General features: G+C 71.3%; 18 protein-coding genes and 1 tRNA gene. 10 read left to right on the forward strand and 9 right to left on the reverse strand.

From position 1 onward, the window contains the following. The first annotated feature begins 155 nt into the window (after window positions 1-155). From PSH03_RS01045 to PSH03_RS01065, 5 genes are all read left to right on the forward strand, one after another. Window positions 156-1,163, forward strand: a complete 1,008-nt coding sequence (locus PSH03_RS01045; RefSeq protein WP_238687967.1) for a phosphotransferase — start codon at window positions 156-158, stop codon at window positions 1,161-1,163. Between the two features lie 111 nt (window positions 1,164-1,274). Continuing rightward, a complete protein-coding gene (locus PSH03_RS01050; RefSeq protein ID WP_210782667.1) occupies window positions 1,275-1,781 on the forward strand; it encodes a hypothetical protein in 507 nt (168 codons plus the stop codon). An 89-nt stretch (window positions 1,782-1,870) separates the two neighbouring features. Continuing rightward, window positions 1,871-2,563: a response regulator transcription factor gene (locus tag PSH03_RS01055; protein ID WP_210782665.1), complete on the forward strand. Its 693-nt coding sequence runs from the start codon at window positions 1,871-1,873 to the stop codon at window positions 2,561-2,563. Beyond that, window positions 2,556-4,022, forward strand: coding sequence for a sensor histidine kinase (locus PSH03_RS01060; protein ID WP_238687968.1), 1,467 nt, complete (start codon window positions 2,556-2,558; stop codon window positions 4,020-4,022). The genes PSH03_RS01055 and PSH03_RS01060 overlap by 8 nt, the downstream gene beginning before the upstream one ends. Window positions 4,023-4,078: 56 nt before the next feature. After that, window positions 4,079-4,678: a hypothetical protein gene (locus PSH03_RS01065; protein WP_238687969.1), complete on the forward strand. Its 600-nt coding sequence runs from the start codon at window positions 4,079-4,081 to the stop codon at window positions 4,676-4,678. Window positions 4,679-4,717: 39 nt separating this feature from the next. Here PSH03_RS01065 and PSH03_RS01070 read toward each other — a convergent pair whose 3' ends face one another. Both PSH03_RS01070 and PSH03_RS01075 read right to left on the reverse strand, forming a co-directional pair. After that, entirely contained in the window at window positions 4,718-6,319 is a 1,602-nt protein-coding gene (locus PSH03_RS01070) for a ricin-type beta-trefoil lectin domain protein (RefSeq protein ID WP_238687970.1), read from the reverse strand. Between the two features lie 210 nt (window positions 6,320-6,529). After that, a complete protein-coding gene (locus tag PSH03_RS01075) occupies window positions 6,530-8,749 on the reverse strand; it encodes a glycosyltransferase family 39 protein (protein WP_238687971.1) in 2,220 nt (739 codons plus the stop codon). 123 nt (window positions 8,750-8,872) lie between these two features. Here PSH03_RS01075 and PSH03_RS01080 point away from each other — a divergent pair, with 123 nt between their 5' ends. Continuing rightward, complete coding sequence (locus tag PSH03_RS01080; protein ID WP_210782660.1) at window positions 8,873-9,580, forward strand: glycosyltransferase family 2 protein; 708 nt, start codon at window positions 8,873-8,875, stop codon at window positions 9,578-9,580. Here PSH03_RS01080 and PSH03_RS01085 read toward each other — a convergent pair. Further along, window positions 9,566-10,459: a transketolase family protein gene (locus PSH03_RS01085; protein WP_238687972.1), complete on the reverse strand. Its 894-nt coding sequence runs from the start codon at window positions 10,457-10,459 to the stop codon at window positions 9,566-9,568. The two genes, PSH03_RS01080 and PSH03_RS01085, sit on opposite strands and share 15 nt — an antisense overlap. A 5-nt stretch (window positions 10,460-10,464) precedes the next feature. Further along, entirely contained in the window at window positions 10,465-11,160 is a 696-nt protein-coding gene (locus PSH03_RS01090; RefSeq protein ID WP_238687973.1) for a thiamine pyrophosphate-binding protein, read from the reverse strand. Window positions 11,161-11,207: 47 nt separating this feature from the next. Here PSH03_RS01090 and soxR point away from each other — a divergent pair, with 47 nt between their 5' ends. Then, window positions 11,208-11,681 carry a redox-sensitive transcriptional activator SoxR gene (soxR, locus tag PSH03_RS01095; RefSeq protein ID WP_112637862.1) on the forward strand — a complete coding sequence of 158 codons (474 nt, stop codon included), beginning with the start codon at window positions 11,208-11,210 and terminating at the stop codon, window positions 11,679-11,681. Here soxR and PSH03_RS01100 read toward each other — a convergent pair. Next, window positions 11,674-12,672 carry an NAD(P)H-quinone oxidoreductase gene (locus PSH03_RS01100; protein ID WP_210782653.1) on the reverse strand — a complete coding sequence of 333 codons (999 nt, stop codon included), beginning with the start codon at window positions 12,670-12,672 and terminating at the stop codon, window positions 11,674-11,676. The two genes, soxR and PSH03_RS01100, sit on opposite strands and share 8 nt — an antisense overlap. A gap of 161 nt (window positions 12,673-12,833) precedes the next feature. On the opposite strand from PSH03_RS01100, the gene PSH03_RS01105 reads away from it, so the two are divergent. Next, window positions 12,834-12,920 (forward strand) — tRNA-Ser (locus tag PSH03_RS01105). A 90-nt stretch (window positions 12,921-13,010) separates the two neighbouring features. On the opposite strand, the gene PSH03_RS01110 is transcribed toward PSH03_RS01105, so the two are convergent. Further along, window positions 13,011-14,168, reverse strand: coding sequence for a low temperature requirement protein A (locus tag PSH03_RS01110; RefSeq protein WP_238687974.1), 1,158 nt, complete (start codon window positions 14,166-14,168; stop codon window positions 13,011-13,013). 78 nt (window positions 14,169-14,246) lie between these two features. Then, window positions 14,247-14,402, reverse strand: coding sequence for a hypothetical protein (locus PSH03_RS01115; protein ID WP_210782640.1), 156 nt, complete (start codon window positions 14,400-14,402; stop codon window positions 14,247-14,249). Window positions 14,403-14,545: 143 nt separating this feature from the next. Here PSH03_RS01115 and PSH03_RS01120 point away from each other — a divergent pair, with 143 nt between their 5' ends. Next, the gene (locus tag PSH03_RS01120) at window positions 14,546-15,088 is read left to right on the forward strand and encodes a YbhB/YbcL family Raf kinase inhibitor-like protein (protein ID WP_210782638.1); all 543 of its coding nucleotides are present in this window, start codon (window positions 14,546-14,548) and stop codon (window positions 15,086-15,088) included. A 135-nt stretch (window positions 15,089-15,223) separates the two neighbouring features. Here the strand turns inward: PSH03_RS01120 and PSH03_RS01125 are convergent, their stop codons facing one another. Further along, window positions 15,224-15,934: a class I SAM-dependent methyltransferase gene (locus tag PSH03_RS01125; protein ID WP_210782636.1), complete on the reverse strand. Its 711-nt coding sequence runs from the start codon at window positions 15,932-15,934 to the stop codon at window positions 15,224-15,226. Window positions 15,935-16,248: 314 nt separating this feature from the next. Here PSH03_RS01125 and PSH03_RS01130 point away from each other — a divergent pair, with 314 nt between their 5' ends. Further along, window positions 16,249-17,982 carry a DUF6311 domain-containing protein gene (locus PSH03_RS01130; protein WP_238688005.1) on the forward strand — a complete coding sequence of 578 codons (1,734 nt, stop codon included), beginning with the start codon at window positions 16,249-16,251 and terminating at the stop codon, window positions 17,980-17,982. Window positions 17,983-18,018: 36 nt separating this feature from the next. Here the strand turns inward: PSH03_RS01130 and PSH03_RS01135 are convergent, their stop codons facing one another. After that, on the reverse strand, window positions 18,019-18,795 hold the full coding sequence (locus PSH03_RS01135) for an IucA/IucC family C-terminal-domain containing protein (protein WP_238687975.1): 777 nt from the start codon (window positions 18,793-18,795) through the stop codon (window positions 18,019-18,021). Window positions 18,796-18,870 lie beyond the last annotated feature (75 nt).

Raw genomic sequence — 18,870 nt, forward strand, 5'->3', positions numbered from 1 at the left:
CTGTGCGCAGCGATGATTTCGCTCGGAGCTTCCTCGGCGCATCTCCCAGGGTGCGCAGTCGGCAGATGTCACGGCCTCCGGTGGGACGTCGTGCCGTGCCGGCGGCGGTGGAATAAGCGGTCCCCAACTTCGGGAAGACGGCCTAGGGTGCCAGCGTGACGACGATCGAGCGTGCTCCGGACTGGTCCGACGAGCAGTGGCAGACGCAGGCCCGGTCCTGGGTCGACGAGCAGTTGACTCGCGCGGGTCGGCGAGTGACCGGGCCGGTGGAGCCGCGGATCCGCCCGTGGTCGTTGGTGTGGCGGGTGCCGACCGACGATGGTCCGGTCTGGTTCAAGGCCAACAATCCGGGCACGATGCACGAGGCCGCCCTGATCGCGACGCTGGCCCGGCTCGCGCCCGAGCGGGTGCTGACCCCGATCGCGGTGGACCCTGAACGGGGCTGGTCGTTGCTGCCCGACGGCGGCGAGTCACTGCGCGACCTGCTGGCCCGCGACCCGGACCTGACGCACTGGGAGCGGGCGCTGCCCGGGTACGCCGCCCTCCAGTTGGCCACCGCGGCGCAGGCCGACGAGCTGGTCACCTCCGGCGTACCGGACCATCGGCCCGAGGTGCTCGCCGACCTGTTCGTCGAGCTGCTCGACGACCGCGCGTCGCTGTTGATCGGCGCGGAGAAGGGGCCCAACCCCGAGGTGTACGACCGGCTGCGGGCGGAGGTGCCGTCGTACGCCGAGCGGTGCCGTCGGCTCGCCGACCTCGGCATTCCGGCGACCGTGCAACACGACGACCTGCACGACGGCAACGTCTTCGCCGGCGCGGACGGGTACCGGTACTTCGACTGGGGCGACGCCTCGGTGGCGCACCCGTTCGGCACGCTGCTGGTGACCCTGCGCTCCATCGGGCACGCCGGGAAGCTCGCCGCCGCCGACGCCCGACTGGTGCGGTTGCGTGACGCGTACCTGGAGGCGTGGACCGACCGGTACGACCGGCGGACGCTCGTGGAGGCCGCCGACCTCGCGATCGCCCTGGGGCCGGTGAGCCGGTCACTCTCCTGGCGTCGGGCACTGGACACTCCCGAGGAGTCCCGCGCCGAGTACGCCGACGCGGTCCCGGGCTGGCTGGAGGAGCTGTTCGCCGCCAGTCCACTTCAGCCGAACTCCTGACCATGATCCGTCCGAGTCGGAAGTCGGACAGGCAGTGCGACAGGCAGCGTGGAACTTCCAAAAATCCCGCGTGACCCACATCACCCTGCTGGGGACGTCGTTGGGCAGGTCATGGACGTCTTCTCCCGAACGTTCCTCCCGGCCGCCGCCGAGGCTGGCCTGGCCGTGCAGACGGTGAGCCGGCACATGCCGGTCTTCCGGCGCTGCGTCGGCTCCGGTGACGCCACCATCCTGATCACCCGTTGCAGCCGCCCCGACCGCCCGGTCACCGGCGACTACCTGTTGCTACTCACCCACCGTCGGCTGGTGGTGACCCAGCAGACCCGCCTCCTGCACCGACTGCGCCTGCATCTCAACACCGAGTTGCGCGAGCTGAGCAACGTCACCTGGAGCCCGGACCCGCGGCTGCAGTCGGTGGAGATGGCGGCCACCGCGATCGACGGGATCCGTGAGCGGTTCCTGATCCGGACCAGTCACCCGAAGCAGGTCTGGCAGCTCGACGCGTTGCTCAACCAGGCGTTCCGGACCCGCCTGCGGCCGCCCGGCGCCCGGGTCGTCGCCAGCATCGGTGACGCACCGGCCGCCGCCCGGCCCGGGATGTTCGCTCCGTCCTGGTGAGCTGACCCCGACCGGGCGTCGCCCGGCCTTTACCGAACTCGAACACACACAGATCGCGCCGAGCCTTCGCAGTCGGCAATCATGGGCCGGTGACAGTCGAACCACCGCATCGCGGGCTCGTCCTCGTCGTGGAGGACGAGCCGGCCATCGCCGACCTGGTCCGGCTCTACCTGACCCGGGACGGGTTCGGCGTCCACCTGGAGCGTGACGGCGCGGCTGGTCTGAGCGCGGCCCGCCGGTTGCGTCCGGTGGCCTGCGTCCTGGACATCGCGCTGCCGGGTCTGCCCGGCACCGAGATCTGCCGCCGGCTGCGCGAGGCCGGCGACTGGACCCCGGTCATCTTCCTCACCGCCCGCGACGACGAGGTGGACCGGATCGTCGGCCTGGAGTTGGGCGCCGACGACTACGTCACCAAGCCGTTCAGCCCCCGGGAGCTGGTTGCCCGGGTCCGCGCGGTGCTGCGCCGATCCGCGGGCGGCCCGGAGGGCGCGGACCGGCCACGTGTCGTCGGCCCGGTGATGCTCGACCCGGCCCGCCGCACGGTCACCGCCGCCGGTGCCCCGGTGCAGCTCACCTCCACCGAGTTCGACCTGCTGGCTCACCTGATGGCCCGGCCCGGCCGGGTCTTCACCCGGGAGGAGTTGCTGGCCGGAGTCTGGGGCTACGCGGCGCACGCCGGCACCCGGACGGTGGACGTGCACGTCGCCCAGGTGCGGGCGAAGCTCGGCCGGGCGAGTGTGATCCGGACCCATCGCGGCGTCGGGTACGCGGTCGATGCCTGACCACCCCGGGCACGTCGAGTCGCCGACCATGGCCCTGCCGGTGGTCGGCGCCACCCCACCCACCGCACCCCGACGAGGCCGACTCGGCCGTACGCTGACCGCCCGCGCGGTGCTCGTCACCTGCGCGGTGGCGCTGGTGTCGGTGCTGGTCACCGCCATCGTCGCGGTGCCGTTGGCGATCCGTGGCGCGGAGCGGAGCGAGCAGGAAGCGCTCGCCGCCCAGGCCCGACTCGCCGCCGAGGTGCTGCGGACCCGCCTCGACCGGGGTCGCGGAGCCGACGAGGAACGGCTCATCCAGCAACTGCGCGCCCAGGGCATCGACGCGTACCTCATCCGCCGCGGGGCGGTGGACCGGGGGGGCCTGCCACCGCGGGTGGTGCAGCGGATCGGGCAGGGCCGCAACGTGTCGGCCCGCCGCTCGGTCAACGGTGAGCGGGCCCTGGTCGAGGGTCGGGCCCTGCCCGGCGGCAACGGGGTGGTGCTCTCCCGTCCGCTGGCCAACGGGCTGTGGGCACGGGTGCTGCTCAGTCTGTGGTTGCCGCTGCTGGCCGGGTTGACCGCCGGCGTGGTGGCCGGGCTGCTGCTGGCCCGTCGGTTGGCCCGGCCGATCCGTGTCGCGGCCACCGCCGCCGCCCGGCTGCGCGCCGGTGACCGTGCCGTCCGGGTGCCGGTCGAGTCGCCGGACGAGGTCGCCGACCTGGCCGAGGCGTTGAACGGTCTGGCTGCCGCGCTGGCCACCAGCGAGGGCCGACAGCGGGAGTTCCTGCTCTCCGTCTCGCACGAGCTGCGCACCCCGCTGACAGCGATCCGGGGGTACGCCGAGGCGCTCGCCGACGGGGTGCTCGGTGCCGACGACACGGTGGACACCGGTCGGACGATGCTGGCCGAGGCCCAACACCTGGACCGGCTGATCGGCGACCTGTTGGCACTGGCCCGGCTGGAGGCCGCCGACTTTCCCCTCGAACCGGTGCCGGTGGACCTGACCCAACTGGCAGTGGATGCGGAGCCGACCTGGTCCGGTCGGTGCGCGGCGGTGGGCGTGTCGTTCCGGGTGGAGACGCCCGGTCAGCCGGTGCCCGCGTACACCGATCCGGGGCGGATCCGGCAGGTGCTGGACGGGCTGCTGGAGAACGCGCTGCGGGTCGTACCCCCGGGGGCGCCGGTGGTGCTCGCGGTCCGGCCGGCCGGCGCGGACCCGGCGCACGGCGGCGTGTTGGAGGTTCGCGACGGCGGGCCCGGCTTCACCGACGACGACCTGGCGGTGGCCTTCGAACGCGGTGCGCTGCACGAGCGTTACCGGGGGGTGCGCAAGGTGGGCAGCGGCCTGGGGTTGGCGCTGGCCGCCGGGCTGGTCCGCCGGTTGGGCGGGGAGATCGCCGCGGGGCACGCGCCGGAGGGCGGCGCCGCCTTCGCCGTCCGGTTGCCCGGTGATCCTTACCTGACCCGAACATCGGCCTGACGCTCCGCTCGTCGTTCCCGGGAAGGCTGAGGGCTCCACGGACGAGAGGGAGAGTCATGCCACGTTGGGGTATCGCCACCGGCACCACGGCACTGCTCGCGGCGGTCGCGCTCGGCGTCAGCGGCTGCGGCGCGGCCGAGGTGGCCAGCCAACCCGCCCGGGATGTCGCCGTCGACGTCGCCGCCGCCATGGGGGTCGAGGGTCAGGCGCTGGCCGCGATGGGCTTCGACGCCGACGACCTGGATGTGCGAACCGTCGCCGCGCCGGCCACGCCGACGCCGGGTGCGTCCCCCAGCGCGCAGGAGAAGGCCCGGGAGAAGCGCGGTGAGGAGTGGCGCAAGCGCCGCCAGGCCCGCGTGCTGCTGCGCAAGAACACCCTGCACGGTGAGGCGGTGGTGAAGACGAAGGACGGCGGTACGCAGACCGTCGCCGTGCAGCGCGGCGAGGTGACAGCGATCGACGGGGACTCGATGACCGTCAAGTCCACCGACGGCTTCACCATGACCTGGACCTTCGGCGACGACCTGCGGGTGGTCGAGCGGCGGGCCACAGTGCAGCCGAGCGAGATAACTGTCGGCGCGACGCTCGGCGTCGCCGGCGCGAAGAACGGCGAGAAGGGCGTGGCCCGGCTCGTCCTCGTTCCCCGCGCCAAGTGAGCGAAGGGGCCCTGGCCGAGGCCAGGGCCCCTTCCCTCGTCAGTAGACGCGGGAGCCGATGAAGTCGTCGTGACCGTAGCCGACCGGGTTGGCGGCGGTACGGGCCTCGAACGACCACTGCTGCCGGGTGCTGCTGGAGCAGTTCGCCAACCGCAGGCGAGAGCTGCCCAGCAGCGGGTTGTCGAACGCCACGCAGAGGTTGTTGGCGCTCGCCGGCCTGATCTGGTTACCCACGAAGACGAACTGCTGCGCGCCGGTGCCGTTGCAGTCGTAGATGTTGACAGCGGTGCCGGCGGTCATCGAGCTGTTGGCGACGTCCAGGCAACGGTCGTGGGACAGCTCCGAGTGCAGCGACCGCCGGGCCGAGTCGTACCAGAAGCCCTGGTTGCGCCCACCGTGGCAGGAGTACGGCTGCTGCGCGGTGCCGTTGCGGGAGTCGTACCCCTTGCCGTCGACACAGGTGCCGGTGGCCAGGTTGCGCAGTTGCTTGAAGTCCAGCAGACCCGGGTAGAGCACGCCACCGCCGGTGCTGGCCGGGTCGACGCAGCTGGCCCGCGTCTGCCCGGAGTTCCAGAACTGGGTGATGCACTGGGCGAACATGCCGTGCCCACGGGCGTTGGGGTGGAACGACTGTCGGGCGGCGTTCTCGTTCCAGATGCCGACCTCGATGTAGAGGCCACGGACCGAGGTGTTGTCGGTGCACACCTCGTGCCCGTGGAAGAGCCGGCTGGCGTCCAGGTAGCGGGTGCCGGTGTTCGCCGCGGCCGAGCGCAGCGCCGACTCGAACATCGGCACCGCCTTGTTCCGGGCGAACGCCGCGTCGGCCAGGTAGAGCAGGCAACCGCCGGAGTACCAGCCGGGGAAGTTGGGGTTGTCCTCCACGTCCGGGCTGCCGGGGCTCGGGTACGACATCAGCACCAGCTCGTAGTCCGACCGCAGGTAGCCGGCGTTGGTCATGGTCTGCCGGATGTCGGTCAGCGCCGACTCCACTGCCTGCCGGCTGCCGTCGGTGCGGATCGTCCACTGGTCGGTGTAGGTGGGGTAGCAGGCGCCCTGGAAGAAGACCCGGCGGACGGCGCAGTCGGTGGCGACCGGACCGAACTGGATGGTGCCGTCACCGTTCGCGCCGACCACCACCCAGATCAGCTTCACGTGCGTGTTGCGCGCCTTGATGCCCAGGTAGTCGCCCTGGTTCAGCTCGTTGTGCTGGGTCGGGCCGCCGGCGATCAGGTTCCAGGGGGTGGCACCGGAGCAGGCGATGTTGTACTGCGCGTCCGACGTGATGCCGGTGCGGAAGACCGCCTGGTCGTACGAGCGGTCGCACCAGTTGCCGTCCTGGTGGGTGCCGGGGACGTAGTTGCCGACCCCCTCACCGGAGATCTCGCTGTCACCCATGGTGATCAACGCGGTACGCCGTTGCTCGATCGGGCGGATCGCCGGGCTGCCGTAGAGGGCGGTCGCCTCGGCGGCCCGGATGGCTTCGAGGTTGGCGGGCAGTGGTTGGACGGTTGGTCGGTCGGCGGCGGTGGCGGGGGTGGCCGGTCCGGCGAGCATCGGTAGGACGAGAGCGGCGACGGCGACGGCGACGGTGATGGCCCGTCGTCGGGTCGCGCGTTCGGGCCTGGCGGGGATTGCAGGCATCGACGCACTCCTTTCGGCTCAATCGCGGGACGTCGATTGAGTTACCAGACGGTAACGTGCGGATCAACAGATGTGAATGCGCTTCAGATCCTTGCGCGCGGGCTGCAGAACCGCCCGGATCGGACTATCCGGGCCCGCGCGCCAGCGCCACGGCGGCGCCGAGCCGACTTCTGGTGCAGCGGCCGGGCGGCGGTGCGGCCGACTTCTGGTTCAGCGGCCCGGCGGCAGGGCGTAGCCGACGTAGCCGCGGAACTCCAGCCGCCAGCCGGCCGGGACGAGTTTGGCGCAGGCCGCCTCGGTGCCGGTGCAGACGATCGCGTCGACCGAGGAGGGGTCGGCCGGCGGTCGTTCCGGCAACACGGACTGCAACGCCACCAGGTCCGGTGAGCCGCCGTCGGGCTGCCGCAGCAGCAGCCACCACGGGTACTCCCAGTTGTCGTTCTGCTGCACCAGACCGATCCGTCGCGCACCGCTGTCCTGGACCGCGGTCGCCGCCCAGCGGAACTCGTCGGCCCACTGGGGGCGGCGCAGGAACCGGGTGTCCCAGTCCGAGGTGGTGAAGACCGAGCCGGCGCCGACCAGCCGGCGCGGGAAGCCGTACGACAGCGCGAGCACTCCGGCCAGCGCCGAGGTGGCCAGCACGGTGAGGGCCGCCACTGTGGCAACCGAACGACGCCCACCCGCGCGGTTGCGCAGGAGAGCGTCCAGCCAGAGGCCGGCGAGGGGCACGGCGAGCACCACGGCGTAGAGCAGCAGCCGGTTGCCCCACGGCTGCCACTTGATCATCGCGGTGTGCAGCAGCACGGCGGTCAGCACCACCACGGCGTACGCCCGCAGCGACCCGGCCCGCTCGGGGGCGATCCGCCGTGGTCGGGCGAGCGCGATCACCGCACCGATCACCGCCAACGCCCCGGCCAGCGGAAACGCCACCCGGTCCTCGTCCGGATACCAGGCCGGCTCCGGGAACAGCTCCCGCCCGAAGGTGATCGCGCGGTCCTGCGGGTCGACCCCGATCGCCTCGGCGCCGCTGATGATCACCTCGGCCCCGGCCCGACGCAGCGGCGCCAGCGGCGTGTCGAACGCGGTGTGCCCGATCCGCAGCGCGTTGACCACTATCGACGCCGGGTCGTGCCGCTCCATCGGGATGGACTCGCGCAGCCGGGGCGGCCCCAGCGGGTGCCCGAACTCGGCGGTCACCCGGGCCAGGAACGGGCCGACCACCACGGCAGCGACCACCAGGATCAGCACCGAACCGCCGACGGTGCGGGCCAGCCCGCCGACCGGCCAGGAACGCCGACCCCCACCGGGTGTCGCCGGGCCAGCCGGTGCCGATCGATCGGTCCGGGCCAGCCTCAACTGGGCCAGTCCCCAGAGCACCAGCAGCGGGCCGACCGCGATCAGGCCGCTGGTCTTGGTCACCGCGGTCAGCCCGGTCGCCGCCCCCAGCCCGAGCAACGTGCCCCAGCCGGTCCGTCGACTCAGCCCGTCCAGCGCCAGGGTCGCCGCGCAGGCCACCCACGCCGCGCAGATCAGGTCGGTCTGCGTGCTGGTCGCCTGGAGCACCACCATCGGCGTGGTCGCCAGCACGAACGCGGTGAGCAACTGGGCCCGCCGGCCGCCGCCGAGCTGTGCGGTGATCCGTGCGGCCACCAGGAGGCAGACCACCCCGGCCGCCCACTGCACCAGGTTGTGCAGGTGGTCCCCGCCGGTGAGCAGGCGCAGGTGCAGCAGCAGGTACTCGGCTCCGGGCGGGATGGTCACCTGCCGGTGGATGGCGGTCGGCCAGAAGTCCAGGTCGCCCTGGGCCACCCAGTGCTCCACCTTCGGCAGGTGGTACGTCTGCGAGTCGAAGTTGTTCGGCTCGGCCAGCAGCGCGACCAGCAGCTCCACCAGGACCAGCCCGCCCACAGTGCCGGCGAGGAGCCGCTCACCCGGTCGGGCCGCCCGCCACGCGTCGACCGCTACGGCACGAAGGTCAGCGAACCCCCGACCAGCCTGTGTCGGCGCGGGGCCGGGCTCACCGCGCTCGGCGGCCGGGGCGGACACGTCAGGTCCGCCACCGGACACCACCGCGCCGACCGGCACCGGCTGCGGTGCGGTGCTGACTGCCGGCGCAGCGCTGACCGGCACCGGTGCGGCGGCGGCCGGCCGCCCGAGGCGGGTCGCCCGTCGCCAGCGCAGACCGGCCGCCGCCGCGGCCGCGACCAGGAAGAGCAGCCAGGCGACTGTGAACGCGCCTCGGGTCAGCGCGTGCGACGCGCCGAGCACCTCGACGACGAGCACCGCGTACGCCCCGCTGAGCAGGACGGCGCGGACCACGGCGAGCCGCAGCGGTGCCACCGCGCCAGCCTCGCGTGGCATCGCCGCGACGATGAGCAGGAGCACCGCAGCGACAGGAATCACCGCGAGCAGGGAGCCGGCAGCCGACATGGCGGAAGTAAACACCATTGATCTGAGGCCGCCGCGCGGACTGCCCAGCGGTAGCGGTACGCGGTAAACAAACCAACCAGGCTAGGCTATGGCCGACGTGTTGCCGCCACCGTGGAGATCCCCGTGAAGCTCTCGATCCTCATGCCGGTCTACAACGAGGAAGAACGCATCGCGGATGCCCTCAAGCAGGCATTGGCGGTGGACTATCCCTGTGAGATCGAATTGGTAGTCGTCGACGACGGCAGCCGCGACGGCACCGGCGAGGTCCTCGGTCGCGCCGACGACGCGCGCCTGCGGGTCATCACCCACCAGCGCAACGCCGGCAAGGGTGCCGCCATCAAGACGGCGGTCGACAGCGCCGAGGGTGACTACATGGTCATCCTCGACGCCGACCTGGAGTACGACCCGCAGGACATCCCCAAGCTGCTCGACCCGGTGCTCGACGGTCGGGCCAAGGTGGTCTACGGCAATCGCACCTTCGGCAGCCACAGCGCCTACAGCTTCTGGTACGTGATGGGCAACAAGGGCGTCACGATGGCGGCCAACGTGCTGTTCAACTCGTACATCGGCGACCTGGAGACCTGCTTCAAGCTGATGCCGGTGGCGCTCTACCGGTCGCTCGAGGTGCGCTCGCGCGGCTTCGGCATGGAGGCCGAGGTGACCGGCAAGCTGCTGCGTCGCCGGATCCGGCCGTACGAGGTGCCGATCAGCTACCGGGCACGCGGCCGGGAAGAGGGCAAGAAGATCACCTGGAAGGACGGCGTCGAGGCGATCTGGATCCTCGGGCGCGAGCGCGCTCGCCGCCGCCCCGCCGTCTCAGCCGCCAACTGACCCCAGGAACGCGCTGATCGACCGCCGCAGGCCGTCGGCGTCCAGACCATGCCACCGGGCGTGGTCGGCCGGATCGCCGTACCGTCGCAGGTCGGTCTGACCCACCCCGAGGGCGAGCAGCCGGTGCGGTACGTCCGCCAGGGCCCGGCTGACGAGCGCGCTCGACGTCCCCCCCAGGTACGGCTCGACCAGCACCACATCGGTGTTGGCGAGCGCCCGCAGCCCGGGCGTGTCGAGTGGCCGGGGCGTGTGGGTGTACGCCACTGTCACGTCCATTCCCTCGGTCGCCGCCAGAGTGGGGTCGAGCATCGGTCCGACCGCCACCACGAGCGGCGCGTTCGTCAGGCCCCGCCGAAGCACCCGTAGCCGTGTGGCGTCCGGGTACGCCTCGGCGTTGCGCTGCTCGGAGAGCCGCAGGTAGACCGGATCGTCGCTGGTCGCGGCGTTGCGCAGCAGCGGCGCCACCTCGTCCGGGTGGCCGGGCACCCGAACCGTCCAGCCGTCACCGAGCGAGTCGAAGAGCGCCACGTCCCCGGGTGACTGGTGGGTGCGGCCCTCAGCCGACCCGTCGTACGACGCGCCGATGCTGACCAGGACGGCGCCCACGCCCTGGTGGTCCAGATCCAACTTGATCTGCTCGTACGCCCGGTCCACCAGGAACGTCGCGTACGAGTGCGCGATCGGACGCAGCCCGGTCAGGGCGAGCCCGCCGGCCACACCGATCATCAGTTGCTCCCGGATCCCGACGTTGAGCACCCGGTCCGGGTGGCGGTGGCCGGCTGCGGCGAACTGGCTCGCCGAGATGTCGGCCAGCACCAGTGCGGTGCGCGGATCCTCGTCGAGAAGCGCTGTGGTGGTGTCGATGAAGGCGGTACGCATGTCCGTCATCCCTTGCTCTCGATGCGGGCGACCACCAGGTGCGGGTGTCGTGGTCGGTGCCCGGTCAGCGCCGCGTACAGGGCTTCGTGGTTGCGGCCGTTGACGGTGTCGGCGGTCCAACCGTTGACGGTGAACCGGCTGGCGATGCCACCGGCCCATCCGTGGCTGGCCGACGAGTTGTCGACCACGACCGCGGTGAGGCTGTCCAGGCCGGTCGCTCCCGCGTACGCGATCGCCTCGTGGTTGGATCCCTCGTCCAGTTCGGCGTCGCCGAGCAGCACGTACACCCGGGGGTTGAGCAGCCCCTGGGCGCGCAGGCCGAGCGCGGTGCCGACGGCCAGCCCGAGCCCGTGCCCGAGGGAGCCGGAGCCGATCTCGACCCCCGGCACCAGGAGTCGGTCCGGGTGGTGGCCGAGCCGGCTCTCCGAGCCGGCCAGGTCGTCGAGCCAGGCGTCCGGAATGAAGCCGTGGGCGGCGAGCACCGCGTAGTAGGCGGCCGGCCCGTGGCCCTTGGAGAGCAGGAACCGGTCCCGCTCCGGGTCGTCGGCGGTGTCGGGGGTGACCCGCAGCACCCGGTCGTAGAGCACCTGGAGCACGTCGACGGTGGAGTGCGCGCTCGGCGCGTGCTTCTCGTCGCCGGTCAGTCGTCGGATCAGGCCGGGCAGGCGGGCGCTGCTGTCGGTGGGCAGTGTGGTGGTCATGCCACTACTGTGTGAGTTGAAGTGCACTTCAACTCAAGGACCTGGTGATGCCGGATCTATTGACGATCGGTGAGCTGTCCGCCCGCTCCGGGGTGGCACCGTCGGCGTTGCGCTACTACGAGCGACTCGGGCTGATTCGCGCCGACCGCACCGGCGGCAACCAGCGCCGCTACGCCCGTGCCGAGCTGCGGCGGGTCGCCTTCATCCGGATCTCCCAGCAGGTCGGCGTCTCGCTCGACGAGATCCGGGAGGCGCTCGACTCGCTCCCCGAGGCCCGCACCCCGAGCCCGCAGGACTGGGCGCGGCTGTCGGCGAGCTGGCGCAGCCGCCTGGACGAGCGGATCCGGCTGCTCACCAAGCTCCGCGACGACCTGGACGGCTGCATCGGCTGCGGCTGCCTGTCCCTGCAGCGCTGCACGCTCAACAACCCCGAGGACACCCTGGCCGGCGAGGGCCCGGGCGCCCGGCTGGTGCTGCCCCGACCGACCGACGACCCGACCCTGGCAGGCTCGCTCAGCTGACGGCCGACCCTCCGCCCGGCGGGCGGGTGAGCAGCACCTTGCCGAAGTGGTCATTGGACTCGACGAGCCGGTGCGCCTGCGCCGCCTCGGTCATCGGCAGCCGCCGGTCCACGATCGGCCGGATCCGGCCCGCCTCGACCAACGGCCACACCTCGTCCCGTACGCCCTGGACGATCTCCGCCTTCTCGGCGAGCGGACGGGACCGTAGCGACGTCGCGGTGACGCTGGCCCGCTTGGCCAGCAGCGCGCCGAGATCCAACTCGGCCTTGCGCCCACCCTGCATCCCGATCACCACGAGCCGACCGCCGGTGGCCAGCGCGGACACGTTCCGCCCCAGGTAGGACCCACCCATGATGTCGAGGATGACGTCCACGCCGCGCCCGTCGGTGACCCGCCGGACCTCCTCGACGAAGTCCTGCTCCCGGTAGTCGATGATGTGTGCCGCGCCCAGCTCACGCAGCCGGTCGTGCTTGGCCTCCCGCGCGGTGGTGAGCACTGTCACGCCGAGGGCCGCCCCGAGCTGAATGGCGAAGGTGCCGATCCCGCTGCCGCCGCCGTGCACCAGCAGCGTGTCGCCCGCGCCGAGCCGCGCCACCTGGACCAGGTTCGACCAGACCGTGCAGGCCACCTCGGGCAGCGCCGCCGCGTCGACCGGGTCGCAGGCGGGCACCGGCAGCAACTGCCCGGCGGGAACGGCGACCCGCTCCGCGTACCCGCCGCCGGCCAGCAGCGCGCAGACCTGCTGCCCGACCGCCCACCCGGCGACCTGCGCGCCAACCTCCGTGATCACCCCAGAGCATTCCAACCCGGGGTACGCGGGCGCACCCGGCGGCGGCGGGTAGTGCCCCTGCCGTTGCAGCAGGTCAGCGCGGTTGACCCCGCTGGCCCGCACATCCACGATGACCTCGTCCGGGCCCGGCTCCGGGTCGGGCACCTCGGCCCAGACCAGCGCGTCAGGTCCACCGGGCTGGGGAATCGTGATGGCTCGCATGGGCCCAGTCTTCCCGATCTTCCCGGGTGCCGCAGGCGCACCGTCCAGCCCACAGTGGACGCAGCAGACCGGCTGGCCGGCGCACCGGGGAGGGACGCCGGGCCGCCCGGAGCGAGCCGTGGCAGACTATGCGTGGCCGTACGCCCACGGGTGGCGGCCCAGGAGGGTTCGCCTAGTGGCCGATGGCGCTGGTCTTGAAAACCGGTAAGGCAGCGATGTCTTCGTGGGTTCGAATCCCACACCCTCCGCCTCCTTGATCCACTCGACTTTTCGGACGTCGGGGTGTTCGGGCCACGCGGATACCGCGATTTCCTGAATGCCGAGTGGATCTGGCGCGGTCAGCCTTCGTCGGCGGTAGCGCGCCTGGTCCACGCCTCGTAGCTGAGCAGCACGGCGAGGAACGCGGTGAGCAGGCCGAGCGCGGCCAGGCCGGGCAGGTGACGGCCGACGGGGAGTAACAGCAGCGCCACGACGGGAGCGACGAGTTGCCCCGGTCGCACGCACCGGACGCTGAGACTCAGGAACGTCGCCCGGCCCGCGAGGAACAGGGCGGTCCCGCCGAACAACGCGACGGTCGGCATCCAGTCCGAGATGCCGTGGGACTCCTCATGTGCCAGGCCGGCCAGCACCTGCTCGACTCCCAGTGCCACGTAGATGGTCCCGGCGAGTACCGGGAAGTGGGCAACGCTGTAGGCATTCGCACCGACGTGGGCGCGCCGTAGCCCGGACTCCGTCGTCAGCGCGTGCCTGGAGGTTGCCGCGCTCGCGGAGTAGAGCCAGTACAGGCACACGGTGACGGAGAGGGTGAGGAGCGCGGCCAGCAGGATCGGTCCACGGATCCGCTGAGTCCCGATGCCGGCGGCGACCGAGATCAGGGACTCCCCGAGCGCAATGATCACCACGAGGCTGTGCCGCTCGGCGAAGTGGCCGGGGCTGCGTACGGGCCAACCGCTCAGCATCGAGGAGACCACCCCGCCGCCCATGTCGATGGTGAGGGCCAGCGCCCAGAGCAGGATCTGTGCGGTGCCGCCGAACACGGCGCCGAGGACGAGCGGAATCCAGGACAGCGCGGTGGAGAGGGTGTAGAGGCGAATGGTCCTGCGCACCTGCCGGTTGCCCGCTGCCACCCAGCGGAAGAGAACCAGATCGACAACTCGAAGCACGATGTACGCCAGCACCAGGATCAGCCGGGACCCCGTCGTACCTGGTCCGGTCCCCCAGGCGTCGGGGATGACGAGAGCGACGAGGAAGACGGCCGCCATCGCGACGGTGACACCGGCACGGATCAGCCCGACGTCGATCCGGACGTGGTTGCCCAGCCAGGAGTAGACCAGCCAGGAGATCCAGAGCAGCAGGAGTACGAGGAATCCCTGCATCAAGGTCACCGGCGCGGGCCGCTGGCTCATGAACGTGGTGACCCGGATCAGGCCGAAGACGAAGACCAGGTCAAAGAAGACCTCGAACAGAATGGGTCGATGAGTCTCCGGGGTCGCCATCGGTCGTGCCCCAAAAGTCCGCCCCATCAGGTCATCTTCACCGGTTGCACCGAGGCGGTCCGGCACCCCGCTTCGCGGTCACTCCGGCGGGTCGGTGGCCCGCCGCTCCCGGCGGATCGTCTCCTCGGCCAGTCGCTCGACACCGCGTCGGCGTTCGTCGGCGATGGCTCGCTCGTCCCGGCGGCGGAACGCGGTGAAGACGGCCACCACGAAGTCCCGCCAGATGCCGGCCACGATGTCCCCCTGCGGAACGCTGCCCGAACTCAAACGTAGCTCTGCGAAACCACACTGGGTCAGCGCGTGCTTCCGGTCGTCGGGAGGGCCGCGGCGGGGTAAGAAGGGGCTGGTATCTCCGCACATCGGAAGGACGCGTCCCCATGACCCTGGAACGACCGATCGCCCCGGACCCGTACGAGCTGCTGCCGACGGTGCCCTCGTTCACGCTGATGAGCGACGACGTGCAGAACGGCGAGCCGATGGACGCCCGGCACGCGCATGGCAGCACCGGGGGTGACAACGTCTCGCCGCAGCTGACCTGGTCGGATTTCCCCGCCGAGACGAAGAGCTTCACGGTGACCTGCTACGACCCGGACGCGCCGACGGGCAGCGGCTTCTGGCACTGGGTGCTGGTGAACGTGCCGGTCAACGTCACCCAGTTGCCCACCGGGGCTGGTGGTGCGGCGGGCACCGACCTCGGCGGGGCGTTCTCGGTCCGCAACGACTACGGCGAGCAGGGCTACGGCGGGGCGGCTCCGCCGCCCGGCGACCGCCCGCACCGGTACGTCTTCGCGGTGCACGCCTTGGACGTCGACCGCCTGGACCTGACTCCGGACGCCAGCCCCGCCTACGTCGGCTTCAACCTGACGTTCCACACCCTCGCGAGAGCGGTAATCCGCCCCACGTACCAGATCAAGGACTAACCCCGCCCCCAGCTCCCGCGATCTTGCACTTTCTGTCCCGACATCCCTGACATAAAGGGCGTAAGGACGACAGAAAGTGCAAGATCGCCGGGGCCGGGGCCGGGGCCGGGGCCGGGGCCGGGGCCGGGGCCGGGGTCAGGCTGGGACGCGGGCTACGGCGAAGACGGACTGGCCGAACGGCGGCAGGACGAGCTGCTCGGCGGCCTTGGTTGCGGGCAGGACGAGGGTGTCGTACACCTTGACCATCGGGCCTTCCTTCGGCATCAGCCGGAAGACCTTGGTGGCCATGAAGTAGCCGATCAGCCCGAGCGCGTTGGCGTAGTGCATCTTCTCGATGGTCAGACCGGCGTCCGTCATCGCCGCCCCGAGCGTCTTCTTCGTGTAGCGGCGGACGTGCCCGGTGGCGATGTCGGCCGGGCCCATCGCGAACTGGAACGCGGGCACGATGATGATCACGGCGCCGCCGGGGCGGACCAGGTCGCGCATGCTCTCCAGCGCGCCCACGTGGTCCTCGATGTGCTCCAGGACGTTGTACGAGACGGCCGCGCTGTAGTCGCCCCGGTCGTTGTGCGGCAGCAGCATCTGCCGGACGTCGACGTTCGGACGGTCGGCGAGGCGCTCCTTGAGCTGCACCAGCCGGGCCGGGTCGGCCTCGGTGGCGGTGAACCGCGGCAGCCGCTCGGACCATTCCAGCGCGTAGTCACCGAGACCGCTGCCGATCTCGATCGGGTCGTCGCCGAGGTACGGCACGGCCAGTTCGATGAACCAGCGACGGTGGTTGACAGCGGTTGCCAGGCCTTCCAGCACCTCGGACTGCACGCGCTGATCCCCAGTGATTTCTGCCATGCGTCGATTCCTCACGATATGAACTCGACCCGTGCCTGGACCGACAGAGTGAATCATCCGCTGGGACGGCGAAAGAATCGGGGCATCGGGGTGGCCGAATTGTGGTCGGGGGGTGGGTTCGTGATCGGCGGTCGGCGAACCCGGCACATAGTACGGCAGTACCCCGAAACATGTCACGGCGGCGCCATGCGCTGACTACCCTATGAATTGTCATGACTACTCCTGAACCGGACGTGCCCAGCGACGGCGGCGGCCCGGCCGCCGTGCCGTCGGCGGAGGGGGCCTCCGCTGCCGTTCGGCCTTCCCGCAGGGGGATGTGGGCCGATCTGGCCGCCGTGCTGAGCTTCGTGGTGCTCGGCTTCTGGGTCACCTGTCGACTCTGGCTGGACCCGCGCAGCGGTGTGCGGGACAACCAGTCCGATCAGTCGCAGTTCGAATGGATGATGGCCCACGGTGCGCGAGTAGTCACGCACTTTGCGTATCCGTTCCATTCCAATCAGATGAACGTCCCCGACGGCGTCAATCTGATGGCCAATACGTCCGTATTATCCATTTCATTGCCAATGACGCCGATCACCCTGCTGTTCGGGCCGCGGGCGTCATTTCTGATCTTTCTCACCGCCGGCATGATTGCCACCGCCACTGCCTGGTATTTCCTGCTCTCCCGGGTCCTGATCGGCAGCCGAGGGCCGGCGTGGCTGGGCGCCGGCTTCTGCGCGTTCGCGCCGGCCATGGTGTCGCACGCCAATGGGCACCCGAACATCGTGTCGCAGTTCGTCGTCCCGTTGATCATCTGGCGCACGCTACGACTCGGTGAACCCGGCCGCTGGCTGCGCAACGGGGTCCTCCTCGCGCTGGTCATCGTCTGGCAGGCGTTCCTCAACCTGGAGATCCTGCTGATGACCGCGATCGGGCTCGGCGTGATCGTCGGCGTGCTCGCCCTCGGCCGCGCGGAGCTACGGTCGCGGGCCCGATCCTTCCTCGCCGGGCTGGCCGTCGCCGCCGTGGTCGCCCTGCTCCTGCTCGCGTACCCCCTGTACGTGCAGTTCTTCGGACCGGACGCGTACTCCGGGCTGTCCCGCCTGATCCGCGGCTACTCCAGCGACGTGGCCTCTTTCGTCGCGTACTCCCGGGAATCACTGGCCGGCAGCGCGCGTACCGCCGCGGGCCTGGCCAAGAACCCGACCGAGGAGAACAGCTTCTTCGGTTGGGCGCTGGTGGTGTTGGTGATCGCCCTGGTCTGGTGGCTGCGCCGCTCGATCGTGGTGCTCGCGCTGGCCGCGCTCGGGTTGCTCTTCGCGGTGCTGTCGCTGGGTCGGGAGGTCCGCTTCGACAACCGGGGTACGGGTGTGCCGGGCCCCTGGGCGGCGCTGGAGAACCTGCCCATCCTGCACTCGGTGGTGCCGACACGCTGGGCGTTGGCGATCACCCCGATCATCGGGCTGCTGCTCGCCTACGGCGCCGAACGTGCCCGCGAGTTGGCCGACGCGCACCCGGCCGCTCGCGGGCAGGTCCGCTTCGTCACCGCCACCGTGCTCACGATGGCCCTGTTGCCGATCGTCCCCACCCCGCTGCCCGTGGCCCGCCTCGACCCGGTCCCCAGCTTCGTGACGAGTGGGGCCTGGCGGCCGTACGTGACCGGTGGGCGCAGTGTGGTGACCCTGCCGTTGCCGGACACCACCTACGCCGAGCCGCTGCGCTGGTCCGCCGCGACCCGGCTGGACATGCCGCTGGCCCGTGGCTACTTCCTCGGCCCGGACACCCGCCCGAACGCCGATCCGCCGAAGGTTGCGTTGTTCGGTGCGACTCCCCGCCCCACCAGCAGCTTCTTCGGCACCATCCGGCGCACCGGGGCGGTGCCGCCGATCACCCCGCAGACCCGGGTCCGAGCGGTCGACGACCTGCGCTACTGGCGGGCCGGGGTGGTCATCCTCGGGCCACACGAGCACGAGGCCGCGCTGCGCCGGGGCATGACCGAGCTGACCGGGATCCAACCGGTCTTCACCGGCGGCGTGTGGGTGTGGGATGTCCGGTCGTTGACCGACTGAGCAGTGCGGCCCAGCCTGACCTAGGCGAAACAGGCCCTACCGGACGCAGCAGCCCTGGCAGACCTTCGGGCGGGGCAGAGTGAAGGCGAGACAGCAGGTGCGGCGCTGCACTGTCGGCTCACCGGTCGGCCCCGGCACCAGTTCGATCAGGTCGGCCAGGTCGAGTGCGCCGAGCAGTGTGTCGATGCTCTGCACCGTGGAGCCGGGCAGGGCGTCCGCGGCCCGCAGGATGCCGTGCGCGATGCCGGAGGCGACCGAGCCGAGCAGCGTCCGGGTGCCCACCCGGACCTCGGACTGGATCGCCGTGATGAGCGGTGCCAGGTGCGCGTCGAGCAGGGACGCGCGCAGCGCGGCCAGCAGCTCCGCCTCGTCGGCGACGACCCGCACCTCCGGCAGGCCGGCGAGCGCCAGCGGGTCGTTCGGCAGCACCGCCACTTTCGTGCCCCGGCGCATGCCCATGGTGAGCAGCTGCCGATGGTCCTCGAAGTGGATCAGCAGGTCGGCCGGATCGAGCAGTGGCACCCGTCGGGCGGAGGCCCAGCCGAGCACGACCGGCAGCGCTGCCCAGTAACTGTAGGACTTCCAGGCCAACGCCGCGCAGGCGTGCGGGGTGCCGCCCCAGCGGACGGCGGCGCCGTTCAACAGCTCCGGCAGTCGGCTGCCGTCGATCAGGGTGGTGGCGGGCGCCCAGCCGAGCTCGTCGTCGACCAGCAGGCCCCGGGTGAGGCCGGGGAGGTCGTCGGTGCCGAACATGGCCCGGAGCGCCGCGGTGACGGGGGCGAGCGGCGTGGTGGCGGTATCCCGCCGTGGCATCACCGCTGTCACCTGAGTCGTCCCCTGTCTGTGTGACCGAGGAGTGCGCCCCGGCGGACGAACCAGTGCCGTCCT

It is taken from the genome of Micromonospora salmantinae (assembly GCF_022230905.1).
In the GTDB taxonomy this organism is placed as follows: Bacteria; Actinomycetota; Actinomycetes; order Mycobacteriales; family Micromonosporaceae; genus Micromonospora; species Micromonospora salmantinae.